We start from the raw sequence: 23,469 nt of genomic DNA, 5'->3' as shown, positions 1-23,469 counted from the left end.
CTCACAAGTTCCTCCTTTCTTTTCTTGCTACATAAAGGAAGAAAGGAACTCCGATCAATGCAAAAATCACACTGATTGGTGTCTCATACGGCGGATTGATCGTCCGCGCCAGAATATCAGCAGCAAGCGTCAACAAGGCTCCGATCACGGCCGAACAAGGAATGATCCAACGATAGTCCACTCCAACCAAAAATCGCGTCAAATGCGGAATGATCAACCCAATGAAACCAACTGGTCCAACGATCGAAACAGACAATCCAGCCAAAATAAGTACGATCACCATCGTAAAAATTTTTACCAATCCTGTTTTTTCTCCCAGTCCTACTGCGATATCTTCCCCAAGACTTAAAATCGTCACAGATTTACTGATAATGATCGCCCCCAAGAGACCTGCAAGGAGCCACGGCCATACATATTGCAGCTGACTCCACTTTACCCCGGCAACGCCACCTGCATACCAAAATGTCAGATTTTGGCTCAGCTTAAAATAGATCGCGATTCCTTCACTTAATGCTGTCAGCAAGGAACTAACAGCCGCACCAGCAAGCACTAGTTGCGTTGGCGATAAACCTCTTCCAGCCAAGGCACTTATCCCGAAAACGATCATCGCACCGATTGCCGCACCTAAAAAAGAAAACAAAATCAAATAGTTATAGCTCAATCCTGGCAAAAATGCAAAGCAAAGAGCAATCACAAAAGCACTTCCTGCATTCAAACCAAGCAAGCCTGAATCAGCAAGCGGATTGCGCGTCATTCCTTGCATCAAAGCACCCGCCACTGCTAAAGCGGCACCCACCATGATATCGGCCAGCACCCGAGGCACGCGAAGCTCCCAAATGATTTGATGTTGCGTATTTGTTTTATCAAAGTGAAAAAAAGAATCCCACACTGTGTCTAAATGAATATGCGCCGCTCCAACTGCGATCCCAACGAAAGTCAGTAAAACGACCGCTGCGATCCCAACAATCAAAACAACGATAGCCGCTGCAGGACGCGTTTTTATTTTTTCTAATTCCGCAATTTCCATTTTACCTACCACTCTCTCTATGCCATGCAAGCAATCTTGATCTTCCAAATTATAGCATAATTACGGCATATAATTGAATAGAAGTAGGCTGCACATATCCGCAACCTACTCATTTATTAATTCTTCAGTAATTTGTCCACAATAATATCGAGCTGGCCTTCGATCGCAACTGGATCATAATAGAACATTTTGTTAAAATCCATTTCGAATAAATGATTTTTCTTCAAGGCAGGCAAATCTTTCCAAATACCGCTTTCTTTCATATCTGCCAGTGTCCGTTCTCCTTGTTTTTGGCTTGATGAATAGGCAGTGACAAACATATAATCAGCAGCATAATCAGGCAATACCTCTAAGGAGATCTTTTTCCAATCTTGTCCTTCAAATACATCTTTTTTGATTTTTTTGGGTGGTTCCAATCCTAGCGCGTGATAAATGATCTGACCACCGCGTCCCATATTTTGTCCCATGATATAAAAATCTTTATCCTGGACTTCATAGATACCGAATGTTGCATTTTTAGGGAGCTTTCCTTGGATTTTCGCACGAGCTTGTTTTGCTTTTTCGTGATAGTCCGCGATCCATTTTTTTGCTTCGGTTTTTTTGTTTAAAAGCTCGCCAAACATTGTCAACTCTTCTTCGACTGTTTTTGTTGCTCCATATGGAATCAACACAGTGGGAGCGATTTTCGATAATTTCTTATATGTGTCTTCCTTGCTGACAATGATCAGATCTGGACTGAGTTCTGCCACTTTTTCCGCGGAAACTGGATCCCCGAGTTTTTTGACTCCTTTCATGTCGTTTTTAATGAAGGGGTTGTCAAATTGTGAACTTGCCGTTGCAATCGGTTTAATACCGAGCGCGATCAAATCACCTGAGTAATCCTCTGTCACGATTTTTTTGGGATGCGCAGGAATCTTTACGGTCTTTTTATTTGTCATCGTATATGTACGCGTATCTTCCTTCTTTTCTTTACTGCTCGAAGCTGTATTCCCACAAGCGGCAAGCAAGCCCACCACAATGATAGCGATTAATAAAACTATTTTTTTCAAATCTTTTCCCTCCTGCATGTAATGAAATTGATAATCATTCTCAATAAATATATCAGCATTCATGATTGCTGACAACCCTTTTTCTACTTGCATAATAAAATAAAAGAAACTATACTAAGTATTGAGAATGATTATCACTATATACTGGAGCGATGCCCTGTGAAAAATCTCTATACCGAAAATCTCGAAATTTCTTACGATAAACGTGTCATTATCCATGACTTGAACATAGAAATCCCTAAAGGAAAAATCACGGCGCTTGTCGGTGCCAACGGTTGCGGGAAATCTACTATATTAAAGACATTGTCGCGCTTGATGAAACCAAGTAAAGGCAGCGTACTATTAGATGGAAAGAAAATCCACCGCCAATCTACCAAAGAATTGGCTAAGGAGATCGCGATCTTACCGCAAAACCCTTCTGCTCCAGACGGTCTGACCGTATTTGAACTGGTTTCTTACGGCAGAGCACCTCATCAAAGCAGCTTCAAACCAATGAGCCAAGAAGATCGAGACAAGGTTTTCTGGGCCCTACGAGTCACTAATCTGTTGGATTTTGCCGATGATCCGATCGAGAACTTATCGGGCGGACAAAGGCAACGTGCTTGGATCGCAATGGCGGTCGCCCAAGAAACAGATGTGCTGTTCCTTGATGAGCCAACCACCTTCCTCGATATGACGCATCAGCTAGATGTCCTTAACTTGTTAAAACAGCTTAATGAGGTCGAGAAGCGTACGATCGTTATGATCGTCCACGATCTGAATCATGCTTCCCGCTATGCAGATCATATGATCGCCATCAAAGACGGTGGTGTCTTTGCATCCGGCACACCTGCGACAGTGATGACAGAAAGTACACTTGAATCGGTATTCAACATCAAGGCAGATATTTTGATCGATCCTCGCAGCGGGGTCCCACTCTGCCTGCCATATGAAACATGTAACGGCTGCGAAATCAAAGAAGCTGCGGGAGGGGTAACCAATCTTGTCCAAGGAATTGTTTGACATCACCATTATCGGAGGCGGCCCGGTAGGCCTTTTTGCCTCCTTTTATAGCGGCCTACGGGCAATGAAAACGAAAATAATCGAAGCAGAACCAGATGTAGGCGGCAAAGTCCGCTACTTCTATCCAGAGAAACTCATCCATGACATCGGTGGCATTCCGGAAATACGTGGCAGCGATTTTGTCAATGGCTTAAAAGAACAAGCCGAAACATTTGAACCTGAGATCTGCTATAACGCGAAAGTCATTGATCTCAAACGTCTGGCAGACGGTACTTTTGAATTAACGGATAATACTAGAACAACACATTACAGCAAAACGGTTTTGATCGCAGTAGGCAGCGGAACCTATATCGTCAATCAGCTAGAAGTAGAGAACGCAGACAGCTTTGAAACTGCTATCCACTATCATGTGCGTGATTTAGAAGCTTTCCGCGGACAAGAAGTGATTGTTTCCGGCGGAGGCGACGCGGCAATGGATTGGGCACGAATGCTGGAAGACATCGCTGCAAAAGTCCATCTCGTTTACCGCGGAGAAGATTTCCGAGGCCACGAACGGCGTGTCCAAGAATTGCGCGCTTCCAATGTTAACGTCCTAGTTCAGCATGAGATCCAGTCGCTTTATGGTGAAAATGGCCAGTTAGAAGGTGTAACGCTGTTTTGTAAACAAACCAGTACTTCTTTCCAATTACCAGCAGCAGCTGTGTTCGTGAATCACGGCGTAAAGATCGATATCGGTACCATGCACGACTGGGGCTTCCAAACCGAAGAATACGGTATCGTAGTAGACGAAACTATGGCCACCACCGTCCCTGGTATTTATGCTTGCGGCGACGTGGCCATTTATCCCCGCAAGATCCGGATCATCGCTGCCGGTTTTCACGAAGGTCCGATCGCTGTTAATAGCGCAAAAAGATTTTTAGAACCGGATGCAGCGAATGAAGCAATGGTTAGTACGCACCATGAGAAGTTTATGCATTTGTCGTGAAAAAAAATCGATTAATAAAAGAATCGCTTGAATCCATTTTTAAAAATGGTATTTTCAAGCGATTCTTCTTTGTTAGTATCTAGTATTTACATGGAAAGACGACTCGATCTGTTTTTCATCTATACTGTTCCAACTCCAAATACTGCACCGCATACATTGTTTTTACATCAAAAATATTTCCTGTCTCTATCAATTGCTTTGCTTCTTCTAAAGAAACTTCGACCACATTGATAAATTCATCCTCATCTTTTGCAAGTGGATCGTCGGCTTTTTTCAATTTTTTGGCAACGTAAACATGCAGTACTTCGTCGGCAAACCCCGGCGAGGAGGCAAATGACGTTACATATGCCAAGTCATCAGTTTGGTATCCGGTTTCTTCCTCTAATTCTCGTTTCGCAGCTTCTATCCTATCTTCTTCCGGCTCTAATTTGCCAGCCGGAATCTCGATGATCGTTTTTTCCAATGGTTTGCGAAATTGTTCGACTAAAACTAATTTATCGTCTATAACTGGAATGATCGCTACTGCCCCTGGGTGTTTGACCAATTCCCGTTTCGCTTGATTACCATCGGGAAGCAAGACATCTGCTACTGTTAAGTCGATTATCTTTCCTTTATAAATAGTTGTTTCCGAAATTGTTTTTTCTTCTAAAGACCTCACGCATCTCCACCTGCTTTCATTTTCTCAAAGTATATCATATTGCGAGTCTTAGAGTAATTTACGTCCTTCGACGGATAAACACTTTACTAAAATTATGGTATGATTATAGCAATAAAAGTTTTCCTAACAGGGTATAGATAAATATAATGCGATTTGTTCGGCTAACGGACATATAAGTACATTGAAGGAGTAGATAAATGATGACATATTTTAAAAAAATCCTGGCGTTCTTAGGCTCCATTATTATTGTTTCCATAATTGGTGCGATCATAGATACGATTTTTTCCAACGGCTTGCTTACGGGTATCATCGTAATAGTCGCCGCAGTTGTTCTCTTCTTCTTCTCTTCACGTGCTGGCGACAAAGCAAGGGAGATCACGACCGGTCTCAAGAAAAAAGAATATAAATACATTCGGACAAATTTAGAAGAGGGGCGTACCAAGATCTTGCGCCTACAAAAAATCATGAATCAAAATAAAAATCTGTATTCTTTTCAAGAAAGAAATAAAACACTCCAGCTCACGAAACGGATCTACGGCATCGTCAAGGAAAATCCAAAACGTTTCTATGAAACAGAAGATTTCTTCTTCTCTCACCTTGACTCTTTAGTAGAATTGACGGAAAAATATGCCTTCTTAGAAAGACAACCCGTTAAAGACAAAAAAATCTATCAAACGTTATCGGATACAAGAACATTGCTGAATGATTTGAGCCGCGTTATCGAAAAAGATTTATTCCAGCTACTCAAACGAGATGTGAACAGCTTGGATTTTGAACTGGAAGTCGCGAAGAATTCTATTTCGAGACAAAAACAAAAAATGGAAGGAGAAACGCGACATGACTCAAACTGACCCTACGAATGAAAAAGACCAAGTATTAGAAAAAGAAATTAATCAAACACTAGATGATCTACTCGCTAATCCCTTCGGAGAGGCTAAAACATCCGAAACAGCGATCACGAATTCTGAAAATGAACCAGCTGAGCGTCTAGTTGATATGCTCTCTGAACGTAATAAACAGCAAGCACAAGAATTGGCCAAACAAATTGAACCTGGTAACCAATCCGCGATTTTGAGCTATGGTGCGCCGGCCCAAGCAAAACTGCATGATTTTTCGCATTCGATGTTGAACCACGTACAAAAACAAGATGTCGGACCGATCGGAGAGATCATCAGCGACCTAATGTATCGTCTTCAAGAAGCAGATCCGGACGAACTAGCTGCAAGAAACCGCAATATTTTTACGAAAGTCTTTCACCGTGTGAAACAATCCGTCAATGAGATTACTTCTAAATACCAAAAAATCGGCACCCAAATCGACCGCATCGCGTTGAAATTGGAACATGCCAAAAAACGATTGATTGAGGACAACTCCTTTTTAGAACAACTTTATGACAAAAATAAAGATTACTTCCAAGCGCTTAACATCTATATCGCTGCCGGAGAACTCAAATTAGAAGAAATCAACAAGACATTGATTCCGGAACTACGTAAAAAAGCTGAAGATACTGGAGATCAAATGGCGTATCAAGACGTCAATGACCTTACTCAATTTGCCGACCGCCTTGATAAACGTGTATATGACTTGAAATTAAGTCGCCAAATCACGATTCAGCAAGCGCCACAGATCCGTTTGATCCAAAATACGAACCAAGCGTTGGCAGAAAAGATCCAATCCTCTATCATGAATGCTATTCCACTATGGAAAAACCAAGTTGCGATCGCTCTTACTCTATTAAGACAACAACAGGCCGTCCAAGCACAGCGCAAAGTTTCCGAAACAACGAACGAACTCTTGAAACGTAATGCGGATATGTTGAAAACAAATGCCATTGAAACTGCCCGTGAAAACGAACGTGGCATTGTCGACATTGAAACATTGAAAGAAACGCAAACAAGTTTGATCGAAACATTGCAGGAAACATTGAAGATTCAGCAAGAAGGCCGCCAAAAACGTGTAGCAGCTGAAAAAGAATTGATTTCGATGGAACAAGAATTGAAAGAACGCCTTATTGAAATGAAATAATAAAACCCGTTATCCTCTGCGTGAGTGATAACGGGTTTTTATATGCCTTCTAATCGTAAATTTTCATAATACACAGGTTTGAGATTTGTGACGGTGAGGCCAATCAGCCGGATACTCTCTTCCCCGCTATAGCTGGCATTGAGTAATGCTTTTCCTGCTTGGAAGATGGCCTCCGAATCGTTGACATATTCACTGAGCGTCAACCTTCTCGTATAGGTCGTAAAATCGCGGTAGCGAATTTTAAGAACGACTGTTTTACCGTTTTTATGGATTTTTTGCAAACGCTCCGAGATCTGCGCGGCGAATTTCCTTAAATAGCGTTGAATCATTATTTCATCCCAAACATCTTTTTCAAAAGTGGTTTCCTTACCAACGGATTTCCGATCGCGATTTGGGTTGACAATGTTGCTAGATTGCCCACGGACGTGACGGTATAATTGGTAGCCATGTTTATTCAGTTCCCGCAGCAGATCCCATTCGCTCCAGGCTTTTAGATCTGCGCCTGTGTATATACCCAGACGATGCAGTTTCTCTGCTGTGACCTTCCCTACGCCATAGAATTTCGTGATCGGGATCCCTTCCAGAAAAGCTTCTGCTTCTTCCGGTGGCACCACGGTAATACCATGCGGTTTATGATAATCAGAAGCGATCTTGGCGATAAATTTATTATAAGAAACTCCTGCTGAAGCAGTAAGACCAAGCTCTCTAAAAATCGTTCGCTGGATATCTTGTGCAAGGTAAGTCGCAGATTTCATTCCTACTTTATTATCCGTGACATCTAAGTAAGCCTCATCCAACGATAAAGGCTCGATCAAGTCGGTGTAACGGTGGAAAATGGCCCTGATCTGATTAGAAACTTCGACATAATGCGACATATTTCCATGAATAAAAATACCTTGTGGGCAAAGTTTGACTGCTTGTTTGGTCGGCATGGCAGAATGCACGCCGAATTTTCGTGCTTCATAAGAACAAGTAGACACGACCCCGCGTTTATTCGGATCTCCCCCGATGATAAGCGGTTTGCCGCGATATTCAGGATGATCTCGCTGTTCAATAGATGCATAAAAAGCATCCATATCAATATGAATAATCTTCCGACTTGTATCCATAAGCGCCGCCTCCTAAAAAGAACATTTGTTCTATTTTAGTTTATCATATTTTCTCCAAAAAGAAAAGAAGCTACTTTGCAAGAGCTTCTTACTTTTTCATAAATGCACGTTTTCCTAAGACTTCGATTAAGCTTGGCATTATTTGGTATATCCGCGTACCGATATTCATGGCAAAGGGTAAGTTTATCTCACGTTTTTTCTTTCCGAAAATCGAGACGATCTTATGCGCTACTTTTTTCGGATCGAGAACGAGGAACCCGACACTTTTTAAATAGTTGCCTGACGAATCCGCAATATCGAAAAAATTAGTAGCGATGGGGCCGGGATTAACGGTGGTGACATAGATGTTTTCCGGTGCTAATTCCATCCGCAAGGCGTTGGAAAAACCGAGGACCGCATACTTAGTCGCAGAATAAACGGCCGATTTTGGGGTCGCGATCTTGCCTGCCTGGGAGGCGATATTGATGATATGCCCCGACTTGCGCTCCTGCATGGCTGGCAAAAACAATTGCGTCAGCTGCATCAATCCTTGTACATTGGTCGCGAACATCTTCTCGATCGTTGCAAATGGAATAGCAGCAAATTCTTCAAATAAGCCAAAACCAGCACAATTGACAAGTATGTCTGGTGGATAAGTGACTAATAGGTCAGCAGCTATTTCTCCCACCGCTTCTCTATCGGTCATATCAAGCGAATAAACAGGACAATCGACTGCATATCGCTTTTGGATCTCTTCTGCCAGCGATTCCAGTTTGTCCTTGCGGCGTGCTAGCAAAACTGGTTGATAGCCTTTTTCTGCTGCTTGGGTGGCGATTTCCCAACCTAGTCCACTGGACGCCCCCGTAATAATGACGATTGGTCTCATCAAAACATCCTTTCTATATCGTAAAGCGGCTAAAGTCATTAGCTAGTTCAGTTTCTGGGAAAAGGCTGCGCGCTTCTTCAAGTAATTGTCCGCTTCCTTCCTTATCATAGCGTGCACTGATGTGCGTGATGATAAGTCGTTTTGCTCCGGTTTTTTTCGCCAGTTCGGCAGCTTGATGCGTCGTGGAATGCATATATTCATGCGCCAACTTTTCTAATCCTGCTTCAAAAGTAGCTTCATGAACAATCACATCCGCATTTTTCCCTAGTTCTAGACTTGCCGGTATTTGTCTGGTATCCCCATAGATCGCAATGATCTTGCCAGCTTGCGAGGGGCCGATATAATCGCTGCCATCGATCGTTCTGCCATCTTCCAATTCCACAGATTCGCCTTTTTTGATTGCTTGAAAAATCGGTCCCGGTGGCACGCCGATCTCCTGTAGTTTTTCGGCATATAACGCCCCTGGCTTGTCTTTTTGGACGATCCGATAGCCATAGCTAGCAATCCCGTGATCAAGCTGATCGCAGCTGACGGAAAATGTGTCGTCATCGAAAAGCAGGCCCGGCTCAATTTCTTCAAAAGTGATGGTATACGATAAGTGTGTGCCACTGAGCCGCAGTGCACTCTCTACATATTCTTGAATCCCTTTTGGTCCGTAAATCGTGATTGGCTTCTCCTTGCCCTGAAACGAGCGACTGCTGAGAAGTCCTGGCAATCCGAAAATATGATCGCCGTGCATATGGGTAATGAATATTTTTTCTAATTTACTCAATTTGATCGTGCTTTTTAAGATTTGATGTTGCGTTGCTTCTCCGCAATCAAACAGCCAAATCGATTTCCGCTCATCTAAAAGTGATAATGCGATCGAGGTAACATTTCTGCTTTTGGAAGGAAGTCCTGCCCCCGTTCCAAGAAATATGAGTTCCATAATGATTTTGTCCTTTCTTTCAGCTTCATAGATCCATTTTATCACATTTTCATGTATGATTGGAAAAACAAGTCTCTCTCTGGCTTCAGAAGATAAAATCTTCGCTCTGCGGTTCAATCATTTGCACAAACTCTTATTAACGGCTAAAATAATATGGAACTACTGGTGAGTTTTTTACTCATCATTTAAAATGCGTAATCAACTTCTGGCTGATTTCATAAATAAGACCTATAGGGACAAGAAAGAGGGTAAATAAAGTATGGCAGACAAGTTAGAACAAAAAGCTTTAATTACTATATTTGGTGGTACAGGGGATTTAGCAAATCGGAAACTTTACCCTTCTCTTTATCACCTTTTCAGAAAAGGCTATCTAAAGGAGCATTTTGCGGTTATCGGGACGGCACGGAGAGAATGGAGTGACGATTTTTTCCGGCAAAAAGTAACGGAATCGATTCAAGACATTGAAGGCTCAGAAAAAGACGCTGAAGCATTTGCTTCTCATTTCTATTATCAATCCCATGACGTGACCAATCGCGAATCTTACGTGAAGCTAAAAAATCTTTCTGAAAAGTTGGATGAAAAATATCAATTAGAAGGCAACCGATTATTTTACTTAGCGATGGCACCGAATTTCTTCGGAACGATCGCGAGTCGAATCCAATCAGAAGGTTTTGTTGATACGGAGGGCTTCCACCGTTTGATCATCGAAAAGCCATTCGGCCATGATCTAGAGAGCGCGAAGGAATTAAATGATAGTCTTCGCCTTGCTTTTAATGAAAATGAAATCTATCGCATCGATCATTATTTAGGCAAAGAATTAGTGCAGAACATTCCTGTACTTCGTTTCGCGAATCCGCTTTTAAATGCGGTCTGGAACAATAAGTATATTGCCAATATCCAAGTATCCTTGACGGAAACATTGGGCGTAGAAGAACGCGGACGCTATTATGATGAAAGTGGCGCGATTCGTGATATGATCCAAAACCATACGTTGCAAATCGTCTCACTGCTCGCAATGAACCCGCCAATCGATCTAACAACAGAAGATATCCGCAATGAAAAAGTGCGGGCGCTTCGTTCGCTTCGAGTTTATGAAGGCAAAGAAGTGGCAGAAAACTTTGTCCGCGGTCAATATGGCGCTGGAGAAGTGGACGGCGAAACTTTAGAATCCTACCGCGATGACAAAAACGTTGACTCTGCGTCTACCACTGATACATTTGTAGCGGCGAAACTAATGGTCGATAACGATCGTTGGGCCGGTGTTCCTTTCTATATTCGTTCTGGTAAACGTCTTAATAAGAAAGCCACCCAAATCGCGATCGAATTTAAAAAGAATCCGCATCACTTGTTCGGCGATGAATCATTAGCAGGCAACACGCTTGTGATCAATGTACAGCCTGACGAAGGCATCTACCTTTACTTGAATGCGAAGAAGCCAGGCGGTGGCATGGAAAGTATGCCGATCCAATTGGATTACAGCCATACTTCTCCAGATGGCTCGCCTATTCCAGAAGCATACGAAAAACTGATCTTAGACAGCTTACGTGGCGACGCTACTTACTTCTCGCATTGGGATGAAGTTTCGACCTCATGGAATCTAGTCGATCATGTTATCGAGGAATGGAATAAAGAAACACCCGAGTTCCCAAATTATGCATCCGGTTCTACCGGACCAAAAGCAGCGGATGAATTGCTTGCCCGTGACGGCTTTAAATGGTTTGATAAATAAAAAAAAGCTTGAGCCTTTGGGTTCAAGCTTTTTTTTGAAGATAAATATTATTTCCAACTTGCCTACATAACGATCAGATCCTAGACAAAGTCGAATGCTTGGGCGCTTATGAGGCGTGAATCGAAACTGAGCGTTTGTCTGGCAAATCGTTTTTTATTTTCAAATCACTCCGTTCTCATGTTAAAATGAAAAAAAGAGCAATCAGGAGGTCCATCCATGGCTGAAAACGTAGAAGATTACTTAGAAAAAGGAATGTACGGCGCGAAAGAGATCAATCCTGAGGAAAAGAAAAAATTTCTCGGTACTTATCGCGAACGTGTGATTCTGGCAATGCATAAAGAAGATGTGCTAGCCGGCAAGTTTTTTGAGGAAATCAAACAAGCAATGCAGGCAGATCCACAGGCGAGATTACTCTTAAATAGTCAATTATCGTATGATTACTTACGTCCGTATATCCACCTCGCTGAAAAATATCATCATGCTTTTTCCCTTGTAACGCGCAAAGCAGAGGAAACAGATGTTTATTTGGTATTGACTGCAACAGAAGCAGTCGATAAGGAAACGATCTTCCTTAGTGAAAACACTGCTGACTTGCCAGAAAAAGAAGAAGAACAAAAAAAATCTTTTTTACAAAAAGTACAAGACCTTTTGAAAAAAGATTAGGAAGGAATTATGTATGTTAGCCATTATTGTGAAAGCCCTCGCGATACTGATGCTGCTTCAAGCACTGTATCTCTTTATCCGCCGCAACTTCGAATACGGTGTCCTCTTCCTTTTGATCACTGCAGCGCTCTTCATTCTTTCGCAAATCTAAAGCGGGCGCTGTTTTCGAATGGCTTCTTTCAGCATCTGCTGCATTTCCCCTATTCCTCGCGCTCCGACCAGCGGAAAAACAAACTGCTGTTCTGGTGCAGTTTTCTCCAATAAACGAATAAATTTTTTCCCGCCCAACATCACTATTACTTCTTGATTGATTTCTAGCTGCTTCCAACCTGCCTGCAGTTCCGGCAGTGAGATCGTTTCTGCATTGACACCATTATAATCAAAGCGCACATCATAACTTCCCGTTACCAAATCATCAGGTTTCAAAAAGCCGTACTTCGGCGATAAGATCAAATAACTTTCTCCCAACATTTCGGCATAGCCCCGGCATAATCGATGAAAGGTTCCTGTATAGGCTTCTTTTGCTGGAACTGGACCTTTTTCAGGTTGTTTATCCCAGATCTTTGGTTTCCCCGACGGAATAATCATCATGCTGTCATTCCCCCTTTTCACGCAAATATTCCCAGCGCAACACTTTCCCTACCGGTTCATTGACGTCTTGACCTTCCATATAGGTAAAATGATTGTGCCGCAATACTTGGATGGATGCTTGGTTAGTTGCATAGCAGCGTGCAAAGATTTTGTGGATCACCGGTTCCTGCAAGAGCCAATTCAATAATGCTGCGATTGCTTCCGACATGTAACCTTGATTTTGATACGCGGGTACGATACTGTAGCCCAGCTCGATCTCCCCTGTTTCATCAGGATCACCTTGCCCTCCGATCTCACCAATGATCATTTTCGCTTCTTTTAAGACGACTAATTTGGTCCATCTCGTCATCGCCGGTTTTTTTTCTACGTTTTCTAATACATAAGGTAAATAAAAGAAAAAATCGATCCCCGGCCAATCTCGTGAGACTTCATAACCTGTTATTTCTTCCAAAGCCTCTGGTCCCTCGATCGTTGCCCGAATCATTTCTAATGAATACGTGATCAACAGTAATCTATCTGTTTCAATAATATGGTCCATATTGGTTGCCTTCTATCTGTAAATTTTAATAAGAATCCTATTCCGATAGTAACGGATATCGTTTCAAAAGTAAAATAAAGGTCATTTTCAAAAAATAAAATTATTCAGACTATTTAGTTGACCTTTTATTTTTGTAAGCGATTACAAGTTAGTTATAGCAAAGATATAGTACCAGGTACTAAAAATCATTATCCTCCCTATTTAGCAGAATTGCTTGAATTGATAGAAAAATCCAAAATTAGCTGTTGACTTTCCTTAGGCAGACGTATATATTAATACTAACATCACTTGGCACACATAAGTGATCGCTGAAATCAAAATCGATAATTTAGAATTCCATTATGATTAAAGGGGTACGAGATCATGAAAAAGGCAAATCTAGTCATTACAATTTTATTACGCTGACAGGGCTATGAACATACTGTTTGATTTAACAGTTGTTTGAGTCCTGTTTATGATTAATGGGATTCTTACAAAGCATCCCATTTTGTTTTTGACAAATTGGGGTGCTTTTTTATTAGCAGGTACTAGAATCAATAGTTTGTTTTTTCTAAATATTCAGCATTCACAAGGATAATTAATAAAGAAATGAGGGGTACGTTATGCGAAGTGACAAAATCAAAAAAGGTGTCGATCAGGCTCCAGCGCGCAGTCTGCTGAGAGCAACCGGCCAAATCAAAAGTTCTGGTGATATGAATAAGCCATTTATCGCCATCTGTAATTCCTATATCGACATCGTTCCAGGACATGTCCATTTGCGGGAGCTGGCAGATGTAGCGAAAGAAGCGATCCGCGAAGCCGGGGGTATCCCCTTCGAATTCAATACGATCGGCGTAGATGATGGGATCGCAATGGGACATATTGGAATGCGCTATTCCCTTCCAAGCCGGGAAATCATCGCGGATGCAGCGGAAACGGTTATCAACGCTCACTGGTTCGATGGTGTTTTCTATATTCCGAACTGCGACAAGATCACACCCGGCATGCTACTCGCATCCGTTAGAACCAACGTACCAGCTATCTTTTGTTCCGGAGGCCCGATGAAAGCAGGATTATCTGCACATGGGAAAGCATTGACCCTTTCTTCGATGTTTGAAGCAGTTGGTGCCTTTAAAGAAGGAAGTATCTCTCAAGAAGACTTTCTCGATATGGAAGCAAATGCCTGTCCGACATGCGGCTCTTGTGCCGGGATGTTTACAGCCAACTCTATGAACTGTCTAATGGAGATCCTCGGTTTAGCACTTCCGGGAAACGGGACAACACTGGCAGTATCCGATGATCGGCGCGAATTGATCCGAAAATCTGCTTTCCACTTGATGGATCTCGTGAAAAAAGATATTCGTCCTAAAGATATCGTTACGAAAGATGCGATCGATGACGCATTTGCCTTAGACATGGCAATGGGAGGTTCGACCAATACCGTGCTGCATACACTGGCACTTGCAAACGAAGCAGGAATCGATTACGAACTGGATCGCATCAATGATATTGCAAAACGCGTCCCTTATCTTTCCAAAATCGCTCCTTCTTCTGCTTATTCCATGCATGATGTTCATGAAGCAGGCGGTGTATCGGCAATCATCAAAGAACTTGTCGATCTTGGCGGAGCGATCCATCCCGACCGCATCACCGTCACTGGGAAAACGATCCGCGAGAATGTGGAAGATGCTGTCATCATAAATGAACAAGTCATTCATCCAAAGGAAGATCCCTACAGCCCAGTCGGCGGTCTTTCCATCCTCTTCGGAAATATTGCGCCAAAGGGTGCTGCAATCAAAGTCGGCGGTGTGGATCCTTCTGTAAAAGTCTTTCGCGGCGAAGCGATCTGCTTCAGCACACATGACGAAGCAGTCGAAGCAATCGATAACCATACCGTTCAGGAAGGTCATGTCGTCGTGATCCGCTATGAAGGTCCAAAAGGCGGTCCAGGAATGCCGGAAATGCTCGCTCCTACTTCTAGTATCGTAGGACGCGGATTAGGTAAAGACGTGGCACTGATCACAGACGGACGCTTCTCAGGTGCAACGCGTGGTATTGCAGTCGGACATGTTTCTCCCGAAGCAGCAGCTGGCGGTCCGATCGGTCTTATCAACGACGGCGACATCATTACGATCGACCTTCCCAACCGGACACTGAATGTAGAAGTTTCCGATGAAGAATTAGAAGCCCGCAAGAAAGATGTTCCAAAATTCAAAGCAAAAGTGAAAACTGGTTATCTAGCAAGATATACGGCTCTCGTGACATCAGCACATACTGGTGGTGTTATGCAGATCCCAGAAGATTTGATAGATTGATCAATAACGACAAAGAGGTGAGGAAATTGGTTACACAAAGAGCAGCAACAACACAAGCAAGTCAGACAAAATCAGGAGCCGAACTCTTTATCGATGCCCTGAAAAAGCAGGATGTTGAAATGGTTTTCGGCTATCCCGGCGGCGCGGTCCTACCTATCTATGATGCCTTTTACAAAAGTAATTTCCCCCACATCCTAACACGGCATGAGCAAGGCGCCGTCCATGCAGCAGAAGGATATGCGCGGGTGACAGGCAAACCAGGTGTGGTTGTCGTTACCAGCGGCCCCGGTGCTACAAACGTATTGACAGGAATCGCTGATGCCATGAGTGATTCGATTCCACTAGTCGTTTTTACCGGTCAAGTGCATACACCCGGTATCGGGAAAGATGCTTTCCAAGAAGCAGATATGATCGGACTGACGATTCCTATCACCAAATATAATTATCAAGTCAGAGATATCAAAGAACTGCCACGTATCGTCAATGAAGCATTCCACATTGCGAATACCGGCCGAAAAGGACCTGTAGTAGTAGATATCCCTAAAGATCTCGGAATCGCTGAAACAGATACCGTGCATCCCGATACGATCAAACTACCAGGCTATCAGCCAACCTACATTCCGAATCTATTGCAAGTCGAAAAATTAGCACAAGCGATCTTAGCTGCTAAAAAGCCATTGATCTTGGCTGGCGCGGGAGTCAATCACTCCAAAGCAACAGCAGAACTGTTGGAATTTGCAGAACGCTATGATATCCCAGTTGTCAACACACTGCTCGGCCTAGGTAGTTTTCCTAATCATCACGAATTGTTCTTGGGAATGGGAGGTATGCACGGCTCTTATGCAGCAAATATGGCCCTTACCGACTGCGACCTGCTGATCAATTTCGGTTCCCGCTTTGATGATCGCTTGGCCAGTGCACCAAAAGAATTTGCACCAAACGCCGTGATCGCTCATGTCGATATCGATCCGGCCGAGATCGGGAAAATCATTGAAACGCAGATCCCGATCGTAGCTGATATCCGGGCTACATTAGAAGCACTGCTTGCCATCCAAGTAACAGAAGCTTTCGACTTCTCGCATTGGCATAAGCTTAATACAACGCGTAAAAATCGGCATCCCTTCTCTTATGACCGCAACACCAAGACACAGATCAAACCGCAGCGCGTTATTGAGATCATTGGCGAGATCACACGCGGCGAAGCATTGGTCGCGACCGATGTCGGACAGCACCAAATGTGGGTGGCGCAGTTTTATCCGTTCCAATTTGATCATCAGATCATCACTAGCGGTGGCCTCGGTACTATGGGCTTTGGCTTCCCGGCAGCAGTAGGCGCACAACTCGCCTTCCCAGAAAAAACAGTCGTCGCTTTTGTTGGCGATGGTGGTTTCCAAATGACCAATCAAGAACTCGCGATCCTTGCTGGATATGGGATCAACGTCAAAGTCGTGATTTTGAACAATCATTCGCTTGGTATGGTCCGGCAATGGCAAACCAAATTCCACGGGGAACGTTACTCCCATTCGATTTTCGACAGTCAACCGGATTTTGTTAAATTAGCAGAAGCCTATGGCGTAAAAGGCTATCGTTTTACGAATCCAGAAACGATCGAAAACGATTTGAAAAAAGTATTCCTACAAACAGGTCCGGCAGTTATCGATGTTGAGATCCCTGGGGACGAGCAAGTGCTGCCGATGGTGCCAAGTGGAAAACCAAACCATCAAATGGAAGGAGTCGAATAAGATGCGCCGTATCATCACTGCTACTGTGAATAATTCTTCCGGCGTGCTAAACAGGATCACCGGCGTTATTTCCCGCCGGCAATACAACATCGACAGTATCTCTGTTGGCTGGACAGAAGAAGAAAATATCTCACGAATCACGATCGTTGTTCATGTCGACTCACTCTATGAGATCGAACAAGTAACGAAACAGCTCAACAAACAAATCGATGTCTTGAAAGTCAGCGATATTACAGATGACCCGCATATCGAACGAGAGCTGGCATTAGTAAAATTAAATGCACCTGCCCCGCTCCGCTCGGAATTAAATGCGGTGATCGAGCCTTTCCGCGCTACGATCATCGATGTTGGCACCAAAAACATCGTAGTCCAAGTCAGCGGCACAAGTGAAAAAGTCGATGCGTTTGTCGATACAGTCAAACCATATGGCATCAAGCAATTAGCACGAACAGGCGTGACCGGGTTTACCCGCAGCAGTAAAAAAAATAGTTGAGATTTCACTGAGAGCATCTGCTTTCTGAAATAGATATCAAACGTTGGAGGTTAGGAAAATGACAAAAGTATATTATGAAGATGCTGTAAAAGAAAATGCACTAACGGGGAAAAAAGTTGCCGTTATCGGTTATGGATCACAAGGACATGCGCATTCGCAAAACCTGCGTGACAATGGCAATGACGTTATCATCGGTATCCGCGAAGGACGTTCTAAAGAAAGTGCGAAAAACGACGGCTTCGATGTTTACTCCGTTGCCGAAGCGAGTAAACAAGCAGATGTCATCATGATCCTTCTACCAGACGAAATCCAAGGAGATACATACGAAAAAGAAATCAGCCCAAACTTGGAAGCAGGAAATGCCATTGTTTTCGCCCATGGTTTCAACATCCATTTTGATGTGATCAAACCTCCTACAGATGTAGATGTTTTCCTAGTTGCACCAAAAGGCCCCGGACATCTAGTAAGACGTACCTTTGTAGAAGGCGGTGCCGTCCCTTCCCTCTTCGCCGTCCACCAAGATGCCACTGGCAAAGCGCAGGACCTCGCCCTTTCTTATGCCAAAGGAATCGGAGCTACACGTGCCGGCGTTATCGAAACAACTTTCAAAGAAGAAACAGAAACGGATCTATTCGGTGAACAAGCTGTCCTATGCGGCGGTGCCACTCACCTTATCCAAGCAGGCTTTGAAACACTTGTAGAAGCAGGCTATCAACCGGAACTCGCTTACTTCGAAGTACTGCATGAGATGAAACTGATCGTAGACCTGATGTACGAAGGCGGTATGGAAAAAATGCGCTATTCGATCTCCAATACAGCAGAATATGGCGACTATGTATCCGGTCCACGCATCGTGACCAGCGATACGAAGAAAGCGATGAAAGAAGTATTGACGGATATCCAAAATGGTAATTTTGCCAAATCGTTTATCGATGACAATAAAAACGGCTTCAAAGAATTTCACCGAATGCGCAAAGAACAGCAAGGTCATCAAATCGAAGCAGTCGGCAAAAATCTCCGCGAAATGATGCCGTTCGTAAATCCAAGAAAATAATTGTTAAAAAGCATCTAGCTTGGGAACCTCTGCAGCAGCAGAGCTCTTCCCTGCTTTTTGTTATCAGTTATGGGTTTTTGCCAGTCCAATGCCTATAACTGATAACAAAAACAACGTGTTTTTTGTATCTACAATACTAATGAAGAGGTGAAATCGAATGAAAAAGGTCCAGTTTTTTGACACAACTCTGAGAGATGGCGAACAAACACCTGGCGTTAATTTTGATGTAAAGGAGAAAATAAGAATCGCCTTACAACTCGAAAAACTAGGCATCGATTGTATCGAAGCGGGATTCCCGATTTCCTCTCCTGGTGATTTTGAATGTGTCAAAGCAATTGCTGATCAAATCAAAACAACAGCCGTAACAGGGCTTGCTCGTTGTGTGGAAAGGGATATCGACCGCGTCGCCGAAGCGCTGCAAAATGCGTATGCCCCGCAGATCCATATTTTCCTAGCCACCAGCGACGTTCACATGAAATACAAACTAAAAATGTCGCGAGCGGAAGTACTGGCATCGATCGATCACCATGTCCGCTATGCAGCCAAACAATTTGAGATCGTCCAGTTTTCACCGGAAGATGCCACTCGAACAGACCGCAGTTTCCTGATCGAAGCTGTACAGACGGCGATCACGGCTGGCGCAAAAGTCATCAATATCCCGGATACCGTCGGCTATACTAACCCTACTGAATTCGGCCAACTGTTCCGCGAACTCAGAGCAGCGATTCCTGAATTTGATGCTGTCACCTTCTCCTGCCACTGCCACGATGATCTCGGTATGGCAGTTGCGAACTCGCTAGCAGCGATTGAAAACGGTGCGACCCGTGTGGAAGCAACGATCAACGGTATTGGTGAACGAGCTGGTAATACGGCACTTGAAGAAGTTGCTGTTGCCCTGCATATTCGGAAAGATTTTTATCAAGCAGAAACAACTATCACACTCAATCAATTTAAAACGACAAGCGATCTCGTCAGTCGTCTTTCCGGCCTTCCTGTTCCGAAAAACAAAGCAGTTATCGGCGGCAATGCTTATGCACATGAATCCGGAATCCATCAAGATGGCGTCCTTAAAAATCCCGATACGTATGAAATCATCACTCCCGCTCTCGTCGGTGTAGAAAAGAATTCCTTGCCACTCGGCAAACTATCTGGCAAGCACGCTTTCCAAACAAAGCTGGCAGAACTTGGCTATGAGATCACAGCCGAAGAACAATCGCGCTTGTTCAAACGCTTTAAACAACTGGCTGATGCCAAAAAACAGGTTACCGAAGAAGACATCCATGCACTTGTTTTAGGGGAATCGCAAGAAGCAGATAAACCCTTTGAATTGGAACACATGCAGATCCAATATGTTACAAATGGCATTCAAGCAGCGGTGCTTCGTATTAAAGACGCAACTGGCAAGATTGCCGAAGATGCTGCGACTGGTTCGGGAAGTATCGAAGCGATCTATAACGCGATCAATCGCCTTACCAATCAAACAGTTACCCTCTCTGATTACCGTATTCAATCCATTTCCGCAGGGCAAGACGCCCAAGCAGAAGTCCATGTCATTATTGAGACAACGAATGGTCGTCAGCTACACGGGATCGGCATCGACTATGACGTCCTGACCGCCAGTGCGAAAGCTTATCTACAGGCAGTCGGCAAAGTAGGTCAGACAGTCGCATCGCAAGAGGAGGTAAAAGAAGCATGACTAAGAAAATCGTCGTGTTGGCTGGAGATGGCATTGGTCCGGAGATCATGGAAAGTGCCCTTTCTCTCCTCCAAACCATTCAAGCAGATTTCGAACTTGATTATCAGATCGAAAAATTCCTCTTCGGCGGAGCAGCGATCGATGCAACTGGTGTGCCACTTCCAAAAGAAACACTCGCTGCTTGCCGGCAAGCAGATGCCATCTTGCTGGGAGCGATTGGCGGTCCAAAATGGGATAACGCCAGCGAGCGCCCCGAAAGCGGTCTGCTTGCCCTACGTAAAGCACTTGGTTTATTTGCAAACATTCGCCCCATCCAAGTTCCCGATTCGATCGCTGCACTTTCACCACTTAAAGCAGAAATCGTCTCTGGCAGTGATTTTATCGTTGTCCGCGAACTGACAGGTGGTCTGTATTTTGGCGAACCAAAAGTTTTGGAGGAAACACATGCCACCGACACGCTCAACTACTCCAAGAAGGAAATCCAACGTATTTTGATCCAAGCATTTGAGATCGCGAAAACGCGAAAACAAAAGGTAACTTCTGTCGATAAAGCCAATGTGCTTGCCAGTAGCAAATTATGGCGGGAAACTGCGAATGAAGTTGCTGCTGATTATCCGACAGTTACATTAGAACATCTTTACGTTGATGCAGCAGCAATGCTACTGATCCAAAAGCCGACCGCATTCGACGTGATCGTCACAGAAAATCTGTTTGGCGATATTTTAAGCGACGAAGCTTCTGTCATTACCGGATCGCTCGGTCTGCTCCCTTCTGCCAGTCATGCGGAGCAAGGTCCTTCGCTTTACGAACCGATCCATGGATCCGCTCCTGATATCGCCGGACAAGACATCGCCAATCCGATGTCGATGATCAGCTCCATTTCCTTGATGCTCCGCCAATCATTTGGCGAGCATCAAGCAAGTAAAAGATTAGACGAAGCCGCAGAAGCAGTAATGAAGGCAGGCATCCTCACTCGTGATTTAGGAGGAGATGCTTCTACCAGTACTTTTACCAATGCCATTCAAAATAAATTAAAAGGAGGAAACTAAAATGGGACAAACGCTTTTTGACAAACTTTGGGATCGCCATGTCATATATGGAAAAGAAGGTGAACCACAATTATTATACGTCGATCTGCATTTGATCCATGAAGTTACTTCTCCCCAAGCCTTTGAAGGATTGCGTATGGAAAACAGACCTGTCAGACGACCAGATCGGACTTTTGCCACGATGGATCATAATGTGCCGACAGAAGATATTTTCAACATCCATGATCTTGTTTCTAAAAAACAAATCGAAGCATTACAGAAAAACTGCGAAGAATTCGGGGTACGACTAGCTGATGTCGGTAGTGAACGCCAAGGAATCGTCCACATGGTCGGTCCGGAAACTGGTTTGACCCAGCCTGGCAAACTGATTGTCTGCGGTGATTCTCACACTGCGACGCACGGCGCTTTTGGCGCGATCGGCTTTGGGATCGGCTCCAGTGAAGTGGAACACGTCTTTGCCACCCAAACGATCTGGCAACAGAAACCTAAAAACATGGGAATCGAGATCACCGGTAAACTTCCAAAAGGTGTCTATGCGAAAGATATCATTCTCCATTTGATCGCTACTTACGGCGTTTCATTCGGAACCGGATATGCCGTTGAGTATTACGGGGAAGCAATCGAAGCGCTGACTATGGAAGAACGGATGACGATCTGCAATATGGCGATTGAAGGCGGTGCTAAAGTCGGATTGATGGCACCGGATCAAACCACTTTCGAATATGTCAAAGGTCGTGAATATGCACCAAGCGATTTTGACGCGGCTATTCAAGATTGGCAAGCGTTCTATACGGATGAAGATGCTACCTATGATCTGCACCTCGAAGTCGATGTCAGCAAACTCGAGCCGTATGTGACTTGGGGAACCAATCCAGAAATGGGAGTTCCTTATTCTAGCGCTTTCCCCCCTATTAAGGACAGCAACTACGAACGCGCCTATGACTATATGGGGCTAAAACCCGGACAACGGGCAGAAGATATCGAACTTGGCTATGTGTTTATTGGTTCCTGCACGAACGCAAGGCTTTCCGATTTGGAAGAAGCCGCCCGTATCGTTGCTGGGAAAAAAGTAAAAGAAGGCATTCGCGCACTCGTCGTTCCCGGTTCCAGACAAGTACGTACACTCGCTGAGAAAAGTGGTCTGGATAAGATCTTTAAAGATGCTGGTTTTGAATGGCGTGAGCCTGGCTGTTCCATGTGTCTAGGAATGAATCCCGATCAAGTCCCGGATGGCGTCCACTGCGCGTCCACTTCCAACCGGAATTTCGAAGGACGGCAAGGAAAAGGTGCACGCACACATCTTGTATCGCCAGCTATGGCAGCAGCTGCCGCCATTCATGGTCATTTTGTCAATATTCGCGAGGAGGGGATTCTAAATGGAAGCAATCAAGGTGCATAATGGAAAAACGGTCGCGCTGATGTATGATAATATCGATACGGATCAAATCATTCCGAAAAATTTCTTAAAGCGAATCGAACGGACTGGTTTTGGCGAATTTTTATTCGATGAGTGGCGCTATTTAGCTAATCGAAAACCTAATCCGGATTTCCCACTCAACGAACCCAACCGCAAAGAGGCAACGATCCTGATAACTGGAGACAATTTTGGTTGTGGTTCCTCTCGGGAACATGCTGCTTGGGCACTCTTGGATTATGGTTTCAAAGTCATTATCGCCGGGAGCTACAGCGATATCTTTTACATGAACTGCACAAAGAATGGTGTTTTGCCAATCTCACTTTCCCAAGCGTCACGTGATCATCTTGCCAAACTTGGTGCAGAAGAATCGATCACGATCGACCTTCCGAACCAGCAAGTGATCGCAGCAGGTAAAACTTATGACTTTGAGATCGATCCGACTTGGAAAAATAAATTTATCGAAGGTTTGGACGATATCGCCATCACGATGCAGTATATCGATAACATCACGGCATATGAAGCAAAAATCAACACATATGAACAGGTCTGAAATCA

At 44.0% G+C, this 23,469-nt stretch carries 23 protein-coding genes; 15 read left to right on the top strand and 8 right to left on the bottom strand.

The genetic code is table 11. From position 1 onward, the window contains the following. Position 1 precedes the first annotated feature (1 nt). Both EL241_RS04215 and EL241_RS04210 read right to left on the bottom strand, forming a co-directional pair. The gene (locus EL241_RS04215) at positions 2-1,027 is read right to left on the bottom strand and encodes a FecCD family ABC transporter permease (RefSeq protein WP_036107194.1); all 1,026 of its coding nucleotides are present in this window, start codon (positions 1,025-1,027) and stop codon (positions 2-4) included. Between the two features lie 116 nt (positions 1,028-1,143). Next, complete coding sequence (locus tag EL241_RS04210) at positions 1,144-2,094, bottom strand: iron-hydroxamate ABC transporter substrate-binding protein (protein ID WP_382311392.1); 951 nt, start codon at positions 2,092-2,094, stop codon at positions 1,144-1,146. 141 nt (positions 2,095-2,235) lie between these two features. On the opposite strand from EL241_RS04210, the gene EL241_RS04205 reads away from it, so the two are divergent. Further along, entirely contained in the window at positions 2,236-3,078 is an 843-nt protein-coding gene (locus EL241_RS04205; RefSeq protein ID WP_050777022.1) for an ABC transporter ATP-binding protein, read from the top strand. Next, positions 3,059-4,063, top strand: coding sequence for an NAD(P)/FAD-dependent oxidoreductase (locus tag EL241_RS04200; RefSeq protein WP_036107196.1), 1,005 nt, complete (start codon positions 3,059-3,061; stop codon positions 4,061-4,063). Before EL241_RS04205 ends, EL241_RS04200 begins: the two co-directional genes overlap by 20 nt. A gap of 115 nt (positions 4,064-4,178) precedes the next feature. Here EL241_RS04200 and EL241_RS04195 read toward each other — a convergent pair whose 3' ends face one another. Then, positions 4,179-4,721, bottom strand: coding sequence for an NUDIX domain-containing protein (locus tag EL241_RS04195; protein WP_003758337.1), 543 nt, complete (start codon positions 4,719-4,721; stop codon positions 4,179-4,181). 200 nt (positions 4,722-4,921) lie between these two features. Here EL241_RS04195 and EL241_RS04190 point away from each other — a divergent pair, with 200 nt between their 5' ends. Both EL241_RS04190 and EL241_RS04185 read left to right on the top strand, forming a co-directional pair. Beyond that, a complete protein-coding gene (locus EL241_RS04190; RefSeq protein ID WP_036104728.1) occupies positions 4,922-5,572 on the top strand; it encodes a 5-bromo-4-chloroindolyl phosphate hydrolysis family protein in 651 nt (216 codons plus the stop codon). Next, a complete protein-coding gene (locus tag EL241_RS04185; RefSeq protein WP_003758334.1) occupies positions 5,559-6,746 on the top strand; it encodes a toxic anion resistance protein in 1,188 nt (395 codons plus the stop codon). Before EL241_RS04190 ends, EL241_RS04185 begins: the two co-directional genes overlap by 14 nt. Positions 6,747-6,784: 38 nt before the next feature. Here EL241_RS04185 and dinB read toward each other — a convergent pair whose 3' ends face one another. The 3 genes from dinB to rnz form a co-directional block, all read right to left on the bottom strand. Beyond that, positions 6,785-7,855, bottom strand: coding sequence for a DNA polymerase IV (dinB, locus tag EL241_RS04180; protein WP_003758332.1), 1,071 nt, complete (start codon positions 7,853-7,855; stop codon positions 6,785-6,787). 88 nt (positions 7,856-7,943) lie between these two features. Then, on the bottom strand, positions 7,944-8,720 hold the full coding sequence (locus EL241_RS04175; protein WP_036104530.1) for an SDR family NAD(P)-dependent oxidoreductase: 777 nt from the start codon (positions 8,718-8,720) through the stop codon (positions 7,944-7,946). Between the two features lie 13 nt (positions 8,721-8,733). Beyond that, entirely contained in the window at positions 8,734-9,648 is a 915-nt protein-coding gene (rnz, locus tag EL241_RS04170; RefSeq protein WP_036104731.1) for a ribonuclease Z, read from the bottom strand. Positions 9,649-9,907: 259 nt separating this feature from the next. On the opposite strand from rnz, the gene zwf reads away from it, so the two are divergent. From zwf to EL241_RS13620, 3 genes are all read left to right on the top strand, one after another. Beyond that, the gene (gene zwf, locus EL241_RS04165; RefSeq protein WP_003758325.1) at positions 9,908-11,377 is read left to right on the top strand and encodes a glucose-6-phosphate dehydrogenase; all 1,470 of its coding nucleotides are present in this window, start codon (positions 9,908-9,910) and stop codon (positions 11,375-11,377) included. A gap of 216 nt (positions 11,378-11,593) precedes the next feature. Further along, entirely contained in the window at positions 11,594-12,040 is a 447-nt protein-coding gene (locus EL241_RS04160) for a YueI family protein (RefSeq protein WP_003758323.1), read from the top strand. A 13-nt stretch (positions 12,041-12,053) separates the two neighbouring features. Next, on the top strand, positions 12,054-12,191 hold the full coding sequence (locus EL241_RS13620; protein WP_003758321.1) for a hypothetical protein: 138 nt from the start codon (positions 12,054-12,056) through the stop codon (positions 12,189-12,191). Here the strand turns inward: EL241_RS13620 and EL241_RS04155 are convergent. Together EL241_RS04155 and EL241_RS04150 are read right to left on the bottom strand one after the other, a co-directional pair. Next, positions 12,188-12,631, bottom strand: a complete 444-nt coding sequence (locus EL241_RS04155; protein ID WP_126320374.1) for a DUF6884 domain-containing protein — start codon at positions 12,629-12,631, stop codon at positions 12,188-12,190. The two genes, EL241_RS13620 and EL241_RS04155, sit on opposite strands and share 4 nt — an antisense overlap. 4 nt (positions 12,632-12,635) lie before the next feature. Beyond that, complete coding sequence (locus tag EL241_RS04150; RefSeq protein ID WP_036104542.1) at positions 12,636-13,169, bottom strand: GNAT family N-acetyltransferase; 534 nt, start codon at positions 13,167-13,169, stop codon at positions 12,636-12,638. A 602-nt stretch (positions 13,170-13,771) separates the two neighbouring features. Here EL241_RS04150 and ilvD point away from each other — a divergent pair. From ilvD to leuD, 8 genes are all read left to right on the top strand, one after another. Further along, positions 13,772-15,463: a dihydroxy-acid dehydratase gene (gene ilvD / locus EL241_RS04145; RefSeq protein ID WP_003758312.1), complete on the top strand. Its 1,692-nt coding sequence runs from the start codon at positions 13,772-13,774 to the stop codon at positions 15,461-15,463. 26 nt (positions 15,464-15,489) lie between these two features. After that, a complete protein-coding gene (gene ilvB / locus EL241_RS04140; RefSeq protein WP_036104546.1) occupies positions 15,490-17,205 on the top strand; it encodes a biosynthetic-type acetolactate synthase large subunit in 1,716 nt (571 codons plus the stop codon). Position 17,206: 1 nt separating this feature from the next. Then, entirely contained in the window at positions 17,207-17,698 is a 492-nt protein-coding gene (gene ilvN / locus EL241_RS04135) for an acetolactate synthase small subunit (protein ID WP_003758310.1), read from the top strand. A gap of 58 nt (positions 17,699-17,756) precedes the next feature. Beyond that, the gene (gene ilvC / locus EL241_RS04130; protein WP_003758309.1) at positions 17,757-18,752 is read left to right on the top strand and encodes a ketol-acid reductoisomerase; all 996 of its coding nucleotides are present in this window, start codon (positions 17,757-17,759) and stop codon (positions 18,750-18,752) included. 157 nt (positions 18,753-18,909) lie between these two features. Further along, positions 18,910-20,448 (top strand): 2-isopropylmalate synthase, encoded by a 1,539-nt coding sequence (locus EL241_RS04125; RefSeq protein ID WP_036104549.1) that lies wholly within the window; start codon positions 18,910-18,912, stop codon positions 20,446-20,448. Next, positions 20,445-21,497, top strand: a complete 1,053-nt coding sequence (leuB, locus tag EL241_RS04120; RefSeq protein ID WP_036104552.1) for a 3-isopropylmalate dehydrogenase — start codon at positions 20,445-20,447, stop codon at positions 21,495-21,497. The genes EL241_RS04125 and leuB overlap by 4 nt, the downstream gene beginning before the upstream one ends. Position 21,498: 1 nt before the next feature. After that, the gene (leuC, locus tag EL241_RS04115) at positions 21,499-22,896 is read left to right on the top strand and encodes a 3-isopropylmalate dehydratase large subunit (RefSeq protein ID WP_036104554.1); all 1,398 of its coding nucleotides are present in this window, start codon (positions 21,499-21,501) and stop codon (positions 22,894-22,896) included. Then, entirely contained in the window at positions 22,874-23,464 is a 591-nt protein-coding gene (gene leuD / locus EL241_RS04110; protein WP_036104556.1) for a 3-isopropylmalate dehydratase small subunit, read from the top strand. The genes leuC and leuD overlap by 23 nt, the downstream gene beginning before the upstream one ends. Positions 23,465-23,469: the final 5 nt, after the last annotated feature.

The organism is Listeria grayi (genome assembly GCF_900638015.1).
GTDB classification, from domain to species: domain Bacteria; phylum Bacillota; class Bacilli; order Lactobacillales; family Listeriaceae; genus Listeria; species Listeria grayi.
This window is presented reverse-complemented; position numbering and strand designations above follow the sequence as displayed.

Bases quoted from the DNA above. Each gene is read 5' to 3' on its own strand.
- EL241_RS04215 (WP_036107194.1), bottom strand. From the start codon at position 1,027: ATGGAAATTGCGGAATTAGAAAAAATAAAAACGCGTCCTGCAGCGGCT.
- EL241_RS04210 (WP_382311392.1), bottom strand. From the start codon at position 2,094: ATGCAGGAGGGAAAAGATTTGAAAAAAATAGTTTTATTAATCGCTATC.
- EL241_RS04190 (WP_036104728.1), top strand. From the start codon at position 4,922: ATGACATATTTTAAAAAAATCCTGGCGTTCTTAGGCTCCATTATTATT.
- EL241_RS04185 (WP_003758334.1), top strand. From the start codon at position 5,559: ATGACTCAAACTGACCCTACGAATGAAAAAGACCAAGTATTAGAAAAA.
- dinB (WP_003758332.1), bottom strand. From the start codon at position 7,855: ATGGATACAAGTCGGAAGATTATTCATATTGATATGGATGCTTTTTAT.
- EL241_RS04175 (WP_036104530.1), bottom strand. From the start codon at position 8,720: ATGAGACCAATCGTCATTATTACGGGGGCGTCCAGTGGACTAGGTTGG.
- rnz (WP_036104731.1), bottom strand. From the start codon at position 9,648: ATGGAACTCATATTTCTTGGAACGGGGGCAGGACTTCCTTCCAAAAGC.
- zwf (WP_003758325.1), top strand. From the start codon at position 9,908: ATGGCAGACAAGTTAGAACAAAAAGCTTTAATTACTATATTTGGTGGT.
- EL241_RS04160 (WP_003758323.1), top strand. From the start codon at position 11,594: ATGGCTGAAAACGTAGAAGATTACTTAGAAAAAGGAATGTACGGCGCG.
- EL241_RS13620 (WP_003758321.1), top strand. From the start codon at position 12,054: ATGTTAGCCATTATTGTGAAAGCCCTCGCGATACTGATGCTGCTTCAA.
- EL241_RS04155 (WP_126320374.1), bottom strand. From the start codon at position 12,631: ATGATGATTATTCCGTCGGGGAAACCAAAGATCTGGGATAAACAACCT.
- EL241_RS04150 (WP_036104542.1), bottom strand. From the start codon at position 13,169: ATGGACCATATTATTGAAACAGATAGATTACTGTTGATCACGTATTCA.
- ilvD (WP_003758312.1), top strand. From the start codon at position 13,772: ATGCGAAGTGACAAAATCAAAAAAGGTGTCGATCAGGCTCCAGCGCGC.
- ilvN (WP_003758310.1), top strand. From the start codon at position 17,207: ATGCGCCGTATCATCACTGCTACTGTGAATAATTCTTCCGGCGTGCTA.
- ilvC (WP_003758309.1), top strand. From the start codon at position 17,757: ATGACAAAAGTATATTATGAAGATGCTGTAAAAGAAAATGCACTAACG.
- EL241_RS04125 (WP_036104549.1), top strand. From the start codon at position 18,910: ATGAAAAAGGTCCAGTTTTTTGACACAACTCTGAGAGATGGCGAACAA.
- leuB (WP_036104552.1), top strand. From the start codon at position 20,445: ATGACTAAGAAAATCGTCGTGTTGGCTGGAGATGGCATTGGTCCGGAG.
- leuC (WP_036104554.1), top strand. From the start codon at position 21,499: ATGGGACAAACGCTTTTTGACAAACTTTGGGATCGCCATGTCATATAT.
- leuD (WP_036104556.1), top strand. From the start codon at position 22,874: ATGGAAGCAATCAAGGTGCATAATGGAAAAACGGTCGCGCTGATGTAT.